The following is a 12,010-nucleotide window of genomic DNA, read 5'->3' on the forward strand; positions in this document are numbered from 1 at the left end:
GCGGATCCTGGCCCACCTGTGCCAGGTGCAGCAATGGGCCATCAAGATCCGCTGTACGGAGGGTGACTTCGGCGCTAGGACTTCTCCCCATGGCCAAGAACCCACGTAGAAGCCGACGTCTGGTGGCCGCGACGGTCACCACCGTCGCGCTGGCCGGGACGCTCACCGCGACACCCGGCACCGCGACCGCGAAGTCGTCCGACCCGAACCAGCGGGTCATCGTCGAGCTGTCCGGAGACGCTGCCGTGGCTGCCGCCCCCGGCGGCTCGCTCACCTCTCTGACCGCCGGCACCACCTCCGCCGTCGGTGACGCCCGACGGGCCCTGGCGGCACGGCAGGACGCCTTCGTCGGGACGGTACGGCAAGCCGGGCTGCACCCGGCCGCACCCCGCCGACTCGGTCTGCTCGTCAACGCCGTGGCGATGACGGTTCCCGCCTCCGAGAGGGCGCGGCTGGCCGCGCTGCCGGGCGTCGTCGCCGTCCGGCCCGACACCCGGATACAGGTGCGCACGGACGTCAGCGTCCCGCTGACCGGCGCGCCCGAGGTCTGGAAGCGCGAGGACCCGGCCGGGGTGAAGGCCACCGGCAAGGGCACCGTCGTGGCGGTCCTGGACAGCGGCGTGGACTACGGCCACCCCGACCTGGGCGGCGGCTTCGGCGAGGGGCACAAGGTCGTCGGCGGCTTCGACTTCGCCAATGGCGACGACGATCCGATGGACGACAACGGCCATGGCACCCACGTCGCGGGCATCATCGCGGGCAGGGCGGCCAAGGAGGGAGGCGTCACCGGCATGGCGCCCGACGCCCGCCTGCTCGCCTACAAGGTCACCGGCGCCGACGGCAGCGGCTACACCTCCGACATCATCGCCGGCATCGAGGCCGCGGCCGATCCGAGCAACCCCCACCGGGCCGACGTCATCAACATGAGCCTCGGCGGCCCCGGTGACGGCACCGACCCGCTGGGCCGCGCGGCGACCGCCGCCGTGCGGGCCGGAGTGGTCGTCGTCGCGGCGGCGGGCAACGAAGGACCCGGCAGCGGCACCGTCAGCACACCGGCTGCGGCCGACGGCGTCATTGCGGTCGGCGCCTCCACCAGCGGGCTGCGGGTCCCCAGCGCGTACCTGGCGGGCAAGGAGCCCGAACTGATCCAGACGTACCGAGGCGTCCTGTCCGCGAATCCGCCCCCGAAGCCGGTCACCGCGCCGCTCGTGGACGTCGGCGCGGGCACCGCCGAGGACTGGGAGCGGGTCGGTGACGTACGGGGCAAGATCCTGCGGGCGGACATGCTCGTCGCCCCCAGTACGGACGTCCTGAGCCAGAGCGACATCGACTGGGCACGCGAAGCCGAGAAACGCGGCGCGCTCGCCGTGCTCGGCGGCTTCGCCGTCCAGGACGGACCCGTGCTCGCCGCCACCCGGGGAACCGTCGGGGCCCGGGAGACCCCCGCCCGCCCCGACCTCACCCGCACCGCCGCCTCCGGCGACTCGTTGCGCATGGACCGCCTTGTCGTCATGGGCATCGACACGACCCAGTACGCCCAGCTGAGCCGTGAACTGGCCGCCGGAAAGGTGTCCGTCACCCTGCGCGGCACCGACTCCACCGACGAGATCGCCTCCTTCTCGTCGCGCGGACCCGGCACCGGCTTCGGACTCAAACCCGACCTGGTCGCACCCGGCGTGGAGATCCGCTCCGCGATCCCCACCTCGATGTACGAACCCGGTGTCTACCGCATGTCGGGCACGTCGATGGCGAGCCCGCACGTCGCCGGAGCCGCCGCCCTGCTGCGCCAACTCCGCCCCGACCAGGACCCCGACGGGATCAGGTCCGCGCTGGTCGGCACCGCGAAGGAGCTCGCCGGCACCGGCCCCACCGTGCAGGGCAACGGACGGCTCGACGTGGCCGCCGCGGCGTCGGCCACCCTCACCGCCTTTCCGACGAGCGTGTCGTTCGGCCTCGCCGACCTGGCGGACCGGATCGTCGGCGGCACCGCGAAGATGCGCCTGTCCAACCCCGGCGGAAAGCCGCTGACCGTCACCCTCAGCAGTACCGGGCCCACCACCGTGTCCCCGCCCCGGGTGACCGTCCCCGCCGGGGGGTCGGCAACCGTAGATGTCACCCTGCGCGCAGACCGCCCGGCCACCGACACGGAGATCAGCGGCCGGATCACGGCCACCCCCGCGCGAGGACCGGCCCTCCGGGTGCCCTACCTGCTCGTCGTCCGGCACCTGGTCGTCCAGGCGTCCCCCGACCCGAGCGACGGCCGCTCCACCGTGCACGTCGCCGCCCCGGCCGCCCTGAACGCGCCGCCGGAGATCAGGGTCACGCCGCCGCACGGCAAGGCCTTCACGCTGCCCACCACCATGAACGGCGCGGGCTACTACCAGGCCGACGTGACCGGGAAGTCGGCCGGCGCCTACCTGTTGGACGCGCGGGCCACGACCACCGACGGCCGGCGGATCACCGGAACCGGCGCCTTCGAGGTCACCCCCGCCGCCGGCCGCGGCGATCGCTGGGAGCCCATCGGCCCGAACAGCGAGGCCGGTCACGTCGCGCTCTCGCCCGCCCGGCCCCAGCAGGCCGTCGTGACCCAGTTCCAGAAGGCCGCCCCCTGGCTGACCACCGACGGCGGCGCCCACTGGCGCCAGGTGGGCAGGCTGCCGGTCGCCGACGGCAACGGCACCGGAGCGGTCGTGGTCGACGCCCGCCGCCCCGATCGCTGGTGGTACGCCGTGAACACGGCCGCCGACCCCACCCGCCGCGGCACGATCCTGCGTACCGACGACAACGGCCGCACCTGGCGCAAGCTCGACGTGCCCGATGCGCACATCGACGAGTTCGTCGCGGACGAGCAGACCCGTACCCTCGCCGCGATCAACGACGGCACGATGCTGGTCAGCACGGACGCGGGCGACAGCTGGGCGGCGTACCCCACCGGCGTGACCGGTGACGTCCGCGACGCGACCCTCGTCGGCGACACCCTGTACCTGGCGACCTTCGACAGCGTCTGGCGGATCGACGGCGTCGGCAAGGGCGACCCGGGTGGGGCGCACCTCGTCCTCGACGAGCCCGTGAACACCATCCGCGGCCTGGCAGCCGACTCCACCGTGGTGGCGGCCTACGTCCCCGGTACGGGCGTCCGCGGCTCCTACGACAAGGGCCGCACCTGGTCCACCCTGCTGCCCCTGGCGGAGGGCGGCAACGGACTGTCCGCCTCCGGCGGCGACCTGTACCTGCGCGCGCTGTTCGGTGCCGGACAGGTGAGCCACGACCACGGCAAGACCTGGAAGCCCGTGCCCGCCCCCTCGAAGGCCGCCGTCGCGATGGACTACGACCGCTGGGCCGACGGCTCGGTGACCGTGTCCAGCGAACAGGACGGCCTGTACCGCGGCTCGGCCGACGGCACCGGATACCGGAGGATCGGCGTTCAGGGCCTGACCGCCTTCGCCCTCGCGGCCGGCGGCGACCAGCTGCTCGCCGGAACGGTGAGTGGCACCTACCGCACCGCGATCCCCGTCTCCGGCCCCGAGTGGGGTCAGAGCGGAGCGGAGGGCATGACCGGTCGTCTCACCTCGCACATCGCCGTCTCGCCGAAGGACACCAAGGTGGTGTGGCAGGTCCGGCGCACCGCGACCGGCCTGTTCGAGGTCTCCCGCAGTGGTGACGCCGGCCGGACCTGGCAGGTGAAGGGCACGTCGTCGGAGGTCCCGACCTCGATCCTGGTGCATCCGGCCGACCCGGACCGGGTGGCGATCAGCTTCAGGAGCATCTTGGGCCACGGGCTGTTCGCGACTTCCGACGGAGGCAGGACATGGAAGAACCTCTTCCACGAGCGGTCCTTCGACGCCATGGCGGGTGACCCGCGCGACCCGCGGCGCCTCTGGCTCGGCAACGCCTCGGGCCTCTACCGTTCGGACGACGGCGGCGTCACCAAGACCAAGGTCGCCGAGGGCCCCGTCTCCGCGATCGTGATGGACGGCCGACGCCTGGTCGTCGGCGGATCGTCCGTCCGGGTCAGCACCGATGACGGCAGGACTTTCCGCACCGCCGACACCGGCCCGCTCGCGGTCCACGTCTCGGACCTGCTGCGGGTGAACGGAGCGCTCTACGCGGCCACCGCCGGCTCGACCGCGTCCGGACTCGTCCAGGGCGGCCGGGGCGTACTGCGCAGCACCGACAACGGCCTCACCTGGGAGAACATCTCGAGCGGTCTGCAGAACACCGACACCACCAAGCTGGCGGCCGCCCCCGACGGCCGCACGCTCTACGTCGGCGCGGTCGACGGCGGGGTACACCGCCTGAAGCTGCGCCGCTGACCCACGACGCGTGTGACCGCATGACCGGCGCGAGCGTCGACCCGGCCCGGAACCCCCGGGTCCGGTCGATGCTCGTGCGCGTGACACGAGCACAGCGGAGCATGCCTGCGACCGACCGCTGGTACCTGCTGCCGTTCCATGTCATCACCCCGCGAAGAGGCTTGGAAGAAGCCGAGCTTCTTGGGACTGTAACTCTGGAGGATGTTCTTGGAGTGCTGGTGGTACAGACAGGGCGCCGTCCTGACCGGCGAGAATGGCGGATCTGTATGCCGATTGCGGGTGCTGGACCGCGAATGGTCCGGATCTTGGTGAGCGACGGCGACCGCCACCTGCTTGCATCCCAGGCCATCTGCGCGGTGCCCGCGATGCGATCCTCGCCCCTCCGGAACCCCGACACATGGTTGCGATCCTCGGCCGCCACAGAGAATGCCCCTGGTCGAGTACGTGCCGTTCCTCGAGGCGATCGTGTCGGTGGCCGACACCGACGCCGGCGGCCAACTGAGCGCGGGGGAGCACGTCCGGTGGACCGGTTCCCTGATGAGCCCTGCGGTAGTGGACGCCAGCCAGATGCACCGTCGGCTCGACTCCGGCGGCGACGGTCGCGTCACCACCGACCGCCTTGTCGCCGCGATCCGCGCTTACTGCTTCGGCGAGGCTCCGGACTCGTCGGTCACCTTGCCGGAGTCCAGATCGACTGGGGCGCCCCGGACACGGACGAGAACGGCCGGGACCTGTTCATCACCGCCCAACTCACCAGCGCTGGGGCGTGGGGCCCTGGGACGCAGCAAGACGCTCTGGGCCGAACGAACCGTTCCTCACCACGTCACGCAACTCCGAGCTTGCACATCGCCGTTCCCCGTACCTGCCTGTGAGCCCGGTCCGGCAGGGCCCTCGTCGGCCGATGAGGGCCGTTCGGCCCTGGTCCTGAGGGAAGAGAGCGGCGATGATGCAGGCGCTCGCGTTTCCGACGGACAAGGAGTGGTGATGCCGCAGAGCACTGCCGAGGCCGATGCGCGGCGTCCGGTCCGGGTCTTCCTCCTGGACGACCACGAAGTGGTACGGCGCGGGGTGCGCGACCTGCTCGAAGTCGAGCCCGGCCTGGAAGTGGTCGGTGAGGCGAGCACCGCTGAGCAGGCGCTGGCCCGGGTTCCCGCGGCGCGCCCGGACGTTGCGGTGCTGGACGTACGACTGCCCGACGGGGACGGGGTCACCGTCTGCCGCGAGCTGCGCTCGCGCGTTCCCGGATTGGTGTGTCTGATGCTGACCTCGTTCGACGACGAGGAGGCTCTGCTGGACGCGATCATGGCCGGGGCGGCCGGCTACGTCCTGAAGCAGATCAGCGGCACCGACCTCGTGAAGGCGATTCGCACGGTGGCCACGGGGCAGTCGCTGCTGGACCCTGAAACGACCGGCCGCCTGATGGCGCGGGTACGCCGCGGCGCCGAGCCGGAGCAACAGCCTGATGAGCTGTCACTGCTGACCGACCGGGAGCGCGAGATCCTCGCTCTGATCGGTGAAGGGCTGACCAATCGGGAGATCGGGCTACGGCTCTTCCTCGCGGAGAAGACGGTGAAGAACCACATCTCGCGGATGCTGACCAAGCTCGGCGTCACCCGCCGGGTCCAGGCGGCGGTGATCGCCACCCAAGTGGTGCGAGGGGATCGTCATCAGACGGGCGGCACTTCCCGCGCGGGTCATCCCCGAGCCTGACGACCTGGCCGTAAGTCGTCGCCGTCCGGGGCACATCGGGCCCGCTGCAGGGCCCATGCGGCCCTGACCCCGCCGGTCCCTCGTGGGTGACGATGATGCTCATGAACGCCGACAGCGACCTTCTGGACAGCCGGCAAGCCATGCGGCTGCTGGCGGGAATGACCACCGGGCGCGTGATCTACACGGCTGAGGCCCTGCCCGCGGTGCTCCCTGTCCGCTTCCTGCTCGCCGAGGACGGCAGCGTCCTCCTCGACGCTCACCCGTCGGCGGATCTGGTGCGCGCCGCCGAGGGCGGTGTGATCGCCTTCGAGACGGGCGAGATCGATCAGAGCGACGGCAACGGCTGGAGTGTGACGCTCCTGGGCCGCGCGGATGTGATCGCCGACGGGGACGGGCACGTGCGGACGAGCAGCCCGGACACCGCCGTGCCCGCCGGGCGGACGGTCATTCGCATGCACCCCGAACTGGTGTCCGGCCGACGGTTCGGGGCACTGTCCAAAGGAGCCGGTGAGCCGTAGCGGCCGCTCTGCCTCACGGCCCGGGCGGGGGCGAGCCGGCCGGCTCCCTGACGAGCGGCGCGGACCAGACCAGGACGGTGCCACCACCCTGCGGGGCGGTGGCGGTGAACGTGCCGTCCGCCTTCTCGGCGCGTACGGCGAGGTTGCGCAGTCCGCTGCGATCGACACCGTCGGGCAGGCCGATGCCGTTGTCGGTCACCTCCAGGACGACCTCCCCACCGGTGGCCCGCAAGGACACCTCCACCCGGGTGGCCTGGGCGTGCCGGGCGGTGTTGCTCAGAGCCTCACCGAGGACCGCCGTGATGTCCTCGGCGAGGTTGTCCGGCACGTCGGTGTCGAGCAGTCCTTCCATGATCAGCCGGGGTGCGAAGCCGAGCGTCCCGTGCGCCTGGCCGACAGCCTGGGACACCTGGGCGCGCAGGCTGGGCCCGGCCTCCTCACGGACCCGGAGCCCGAAGATCGTCGACCGGATGATCCGGATGGTCTCGTCGAGGTCACCCACCGCACGAGCCACCCGCTCGGCAGGAGCCTCGTGCGAGATCATCCGGGCCGCGCTCTGCAGGGTCATGCCGGTCGCGAACAGTCGCTGGATCGCCAGATCGTGCAGGTCCCGGGCGATCCGGTCCCGGTCCTCAAGGAGTGCCAACTGCTCCGCGTCGCTGCGGCGGGCGGCCAGCTCCAGGGCCAGGGCCGCCTGGTCGGCGAAGCCGAGCAGCGGGCCGATCTCCGCCTCCGTGAAGGCCTGCCCGCCGACGGGGCGGGCGAGGAGCAGCACGCCGCGGCTGCGGCCGGAGGCGTCTCCCAGCGGCACCGCCACCGCCGGACCCAGCCCGTCGAACCTGTGCGGTCCCGCCCCGAAACGGGTGTCCTCGGCGAGATCCGCGCAGGCCACCGGGGACCCTGCGGCGAAGGCGGCGCCCGACAGCGTGCCCTGTACGGGAACGGTCAGGCCCAGCCGTGCGGGTTCGTCCCCGCCGAGCGCGACCTCGACGGTGAGCCGCCCCTCGGACGACGGTACGGACACGTCGGCGAGCGATGCCCCGGCGATCTCCCTGGCCCGTTCGGCGATGAGCGTCAGCGCCTGCTCCCTCGGCGAGCCCGACAGCAGACTCCTGGTGATCTCGGCACTGGCCCGCAGCCAGTTCTGCTGACGGCGCGCGTCGTCGTACAGGCGCGCGTTGTCGATCGCCACCCCGGCGGCGACGGCCAGAGTGGCCAGAACGGTCTCGTCCTCGGTGTCGAATTGCAGGCCGCCGCGTTTGTCGCACAGGTACAGGTTGCCGAAGGCCTCCTCCCGCACCCGGATGGGGACGCCGAGGAAACTGCGCATGGGCGGATGGTTCGGGGGAAAGCCGCGCGAGGAGGGGTGCGCGGTCAAGTCGGTCAGCCGCAAGGGCTCGGGGCGATGGATCAGCTCGCCGAGCACCCCCTTGCCGGTGGGGTAGGGGCCGATCGCGGTGATCTCCTCGTCGTTGATGCCCACGGTGAGGAAGTGCGAGAGCGTCTCGCCGTCGGCGCCGATCACCCCGAGGGCCGCGTACCGCGCGTCGACGAGTGTCGCGGCGGCCTCCACGATCCGGTGCAGTACCTGGGAGAGGTCCAGGCCCTGGCCCACAGCCAGTACCGACTCCAGCAGTGTGTGCACGCGGTCGCGCGTGCCGCGAACGTCCTCGATGCGCGCCTGCAGTTCGTCCAGTAGTTCGTCCAGCCGCAGCTGCGGCACACGGGCCGCCGTTCCGTCCCCACCCATCCGGCATCCTCCAAGCCGCCACACGAACCCGCCGACGACAGGATACGGCCCGTCCCGAGCGGGCCGGGGGCCGCCCGACGAAACGCGGGCGGTGATCGGAAGAGGTCGAGCGGTCCGGCGACATGCCCGCTCAGGGGTGCGGGACGACGGCCACGGGCGCCGTGGCGTGGTGCAGTACGGCGTGGGCCACGGGCCCGATGTGGAAGCCGATGGCGGACCGGCGCACGCGCCGTCCGACGACCACCAGCGAGGCGTCGGCCGAGGCATCGGCGAGGTGGTCGCCGGCCTGGCCCACCACGCACTGCTCCTTGACCCGGACGCCGGGGAACTTGCCGCGCCAGGGCCGCAGGGCGTCGGCGAGCGCCTCCGTCTCACGCGCGGCCAGGTCGGCGCCGTAGACCGGATCGAACGCGGCCGGGCCGGCGCTGTGGACCGGGTCGAGCGTGGCCGGGACATGGGCGAAGGCGGACGGCAGGGTCCAGCCGTGGACGACGCGCAGGGCCGCGCCGCGCGACGCGGCGGCGTCGAACGCGTACGCGAGCAACTCGTCGCACGGCCGGGCGAGGTCCAGGCCGAGCACCACATCGTGACAGGCCCCCACCTGCGGCCCGCTGCCGCTGGGGGCCGCCTGGTACTCGTCCTCGGCCTGCTCGCCGGCTCGTACGAGGACGACCGGGCGCTCGGCGCCGGCGAGTACGGACATCGACACGGACCCGACGACGAACCCGCTCAGGGCGCCCAGACGCCGGGAGCCCAGGGCAAGCACCTCGGCCTCCTTCGCGGCGGCGTGCAGGACCTCAAGGGGGCGCCCGTGCGTCTGTTCGGTGCCGATCTCCAGACCGGGGTGCCGCCCGCGCAGCCGCTCGGATACCTCGCGCAGGATGAGCTCGGCCCCGTACTCGGGTGTGGTCACCCCGCTCGGCGTGATGACCACTCCGGTCATCGGATCGTAGCCGGACAGCGGTGCCCAGTCCTCCAGCGCGTGCAGGAGCTTCAGCGGCAGCCCGCGCAGCAGGGCTTCACGGGCGGCCCAATCGGCGGCGGCCAGCGACGGGGCCGAGCCGTCGACTCCGGCGATGACGATGCGTGACATGGGTGCTTCCTCGGAGTGAAGAGGGTCCGGGTGGTCGCCCCGACACCAGGTGGCCCTCGGAGCGTGGTCTCACTCTCCCGTCGCGGCGGGTCCGGTGTCCCGGGGCCCAGGGGCCCACTCCAGTAGGGCCGATAGGCCTGGGGGAGGGGACCTTCTCAGCCCGACCGCGCGGAGAACGGGTGACAGGGTTCTGGTGATCTCGCCGGCAAGCCGTCAGGCACCGGCGCAGGGGCGGATGGTGCGGCCTTCGAGGCCCTTGCGGCCGAGACCCCGGAGATCCAGTGCCCTCATGTCTTCCTTCGGAGGAGAGTCCCATGTCCTTCCACGTCGATTCCGAGACCGGACGGCTCAGGCAGGTCATCCTGCACAGGCCGGACCTGGAGCTGAAGCGTCTGACACCCACGAACAAGGACGAGTTGCTCTTCGACGACGTGCTGTGGGTCAAGCGGGCGAGGGAGGAACACGACGCCTTCGCCGACGCATTGCGGGAACGCGGCGTGCGCGTGCACCTCTTCTCCGACCTGCTCACCGAGACCCTCGCCCTGCCCGCGGCCCGGACGCTCGTCCACGACCGGATCTTCGACGAGCGGGAGTACGGCCCGCTGGCCACCGACCGCATCCGTGACTTCTTCGAATCCCTGGATCCGGGCGAGCTGACCTCGTGCCTCGTCGGCGGGATCACCCGGCGCGAACTGCTGGGGCGCCTCGGCCCCGTCGCGAGCGTGCGGCTGCGGGCCATGGCCCCCGACGACTTCGTCCTGGCGCCCCTGCCCAATCACCTGTTCACCCGCGACACCTCGTGCTGGATCTACGACGGGGTGAGCGTGAACCCGATGAGGAAGCGGGCCCGTCGCCGCGAGACCGTCCACTTCGAGGCCATCTACCGACACCACCCCCTGTTCGAGAAGCAGGAGTTCCGGCGCTGGGCCGAGGGGCAGTCCGCCTATCCCTCCACCATCGAGGGCGGAGACGTCCTGGTCATCGGCAACGGGGCGGTCCTGATCGGGATGAGCGAGCGCACCACACCTCAGGCGGTGGAGGCACTCGCCCTACGGTTGTTCGCCGCCGGATCGGCACGACGGATCGTGGCGGTCGACATGCCCAAGTCCCGCAGCTTCATGCACCTGGACACGGTGATGACCATGGTCGGCGCCGACACCTTCACCAAGTACGCCGGCCTCGGCATGCTCGCGTCGTGCACCATCGAGCCCGGTCCCGACGGGCAGGGGCTGAAGATCACCGATCACGCGCCGCAGCACATGCACGATGCGATCGCCGACGCCTTGGGCCTGGACGCCATCACCGTGCTCACCCCCACCCAGGACGTGCGCTCCGCCGAGCGGGAGCAGTGGGACGACGGCTGCAACGTCCTGGCCGTCGAGCCCGGTGTGGTCTTCGCCTACGAACGCAACGTGACCACCAACACCTACCTGCGCCGCGAGGGCATCGAGGTCGTCACCATCCGCGGCAGCGAGCTGGGCCGGGGCCGCGGCGGCCCGCGCTGCATGACCTGCCCCGTCGAGCGTGACGCCGTCTGACCGGCTGCCACGGGCGCCGCCGCGTCACCCCGTCACCCGTCCTTCGCCCCCACCGTCCGTCCAGAGGAGCCCCCGTCATGGCCGTCAACCTGCGTCACCGATCCCTGCTGAAGGAACTCGACCTCGCCCCAGGAGAGTTCCGCTTCCTCCTGGACCTGTCCGCCCTGCTCAAGTCCGCCCACAACGCGGGGACGGAACGGCGGTTCCTGGAGGGCAAGAACATAGCCCTGGTCTTCGAGAAGACCTCCACCCGCACCCGCTGCGCCTTCGAGGTGGCCGCCCACCAGCAGGGGGCCCAGGTCACTTGTCTGGAACCCTCCAGTTCCCAGATCGGCCACAAGGAGTCCGTCAAGGACACCGCCCGGGTCCTGAGCCGCTTCTACGACGGCATCGAGTACCGGGGAAGCAGCCAGAGCATCGTGGAGGAGCTGGCCGAATACGCGGGCGTTCCGGTGTGGAACGGGCTGACCGACGAGTGGCACCCCACCCAGTCGCTGGCCGACGTACTGACCATGGAGGAACACACCGAGAAGCCCCTGCACGAGATCGCCTTCGCCTTCCTCGGTGACGCCCGCAACAACGTGGGCAACTCCTTGCTGATCACGGCCGCGATGCTCGGCATGGACGTCCGCATGGTCGGCCCCGAGAGCCTGCGCAACGCACCCGGTGTGATCGAGGAGGCCCGGCGGCTCGCGGAGTACACCGGCGCGCGGATCACGCTCACCGAGAACCTCGCCGAAGGCGTGGCGGACGCGGACTTCCTCTACACCGACGTCTGGGTCTCCATGGGGGAGCCGAAGGAGATCTGGGACGAACGGATCGCCCTGCTGCGGCCTTACCGGGTGACCATGGAGGTGCTGAAGGCGACGGGCAACCCCCGGGTGAAGTTCATGCACTGCCTGCCAGCCTTCCACGACGGCGGGACCGCTGTGGGCGCCGAGATCCTGTCCCGGACGGGAATGAGCGCCCTCGAAGTGACCGACGAGGTCTTCGAGTCCGCCCACTCCATCGTCTTCGACCAGGCGGAGAACCGGCTCCACACCATCAAGGCCCTGCTCGTCGCCACCCTGGGCCACTGATCCGGCCGG

General features: G+C 71.6%; 7 protein-coding genes. 5 read left to right on the forward strand and 2 right to left on the reverse strand.

Annotated features, from left to right (window positions below; all coding sequences use genetic code 11):
* The first annotated feature begins 89 nt into the window (after positions 1–89).
* The 3 genes from AC07AW_RS15075 (at position 90) to AC07AW_RS15085 (ending at position 6,541) form a co-directional block, all read left to right on the forward strand.
* Complete coding sequence (locus AC07AW_RS15075; RefSeq protein ID WP_478815870.1) at positions 90–4,313, forward strand: S8 family serine peptidase; 4,224 nt, start codon at positions 90–92, stop codon at positions 4,311–4,313.
* 984 nt (positions 4,314–5,297) lie between these two features.
* The gene (locus tag AC07AW_RS15080) at positions 5,298–6,023 is read left to right on the forward strand and encodes a response regulator (RefSeq protein ID WP_478815871.1); all 726 of its coding nucleotides are present in this window, start codon (positions 5,298–5,300) and stop codon (positions 6,021–6,023) included.
* A gap of 101 nt (positions 6,024–6,124) precedes the next feature.
* Positions 6,125–6,541 carry a pyridoxamine 5'-phosphate oxidase family protein gene (locus AC07AW_RS15085; RefSeq protein ID WP_478815872.1) on the forward strand — a complete coding sequence of 139 codons (417 nt, stop codon included), beginning with the start codon at positions 6,125–6,127 and terminating at the stop codon, positions 6,539–6,541.
* A 13-nt stretch (positions 6,542–6,554) separates the two neighbouring features.
* Here AC07AW_RS15085 and AC07AW_RS15090 read toward each other — a convergent pair whose 3' ends face one another.
* Together AC07AW_RS15090 and AC07AW_RS15095 are read right to left on the reverse strand one after the other, a co-directional pair.
* Positions 6,555–8,291 carry a GAF domain-containing sensor histidine kinase gene (locus AC07AW_RS15090; protein WP_478815873.1) on the reverse strand — a complete coding sequence of 579 codons (1,737 nt, stop codon included), beginning with the start codon at positions 8,289–8,291 and terminating at the stop codon, positions 6,555–6,557.
* 130 nt (positions 8,292–8,421) lie between these two features.
* Positions 8,422–9,384 (reverse strand): universal stress protein, encoded by a 963-nt coding sequence (locus tag AC07AW_RS15095; RefSeq protein WP_478815874.1) that lies wholly within the window; start codon positions 9,382–9,384, stop codon positions 8,422–8,424.
* A 314-nt stretch (positions 9,385–9,698) separates the two neighbouring features.
* Between AC07AW_RS15095 and AC07AW_RS15100 the strand changes: the two genes are divergently transcribed.
* On the forward strand, positions 9,699–10,922 hold the full coding sequence (locus tag AC07AW_RS15100) for an arginine deiminase (protein WP_478815875.1): 1,224 nt from the start codon (positions 9,699–9,701) through the stop codon (positions 10,920–10,922).
* 77 nt (positions 10,923–10,999) lie between these two features.
* Complete coding sequence (argF, locus tag AC07AW_RS15105; RefSeq protein WP_478815876.1) at positions 11,000–12,001, forward strand: ornithine carbamoyltransferase; 1,002 nt, start codon at positions 11,000–11,002, stop codon at positions 11,999–12,001.
* The last annotated feature ends 9 nt before the right edge of the window (positions 12,002–12,010 follow it).

Source organism: Streptomyces sp. NPDC044003 (assembly GCF_056435185.1).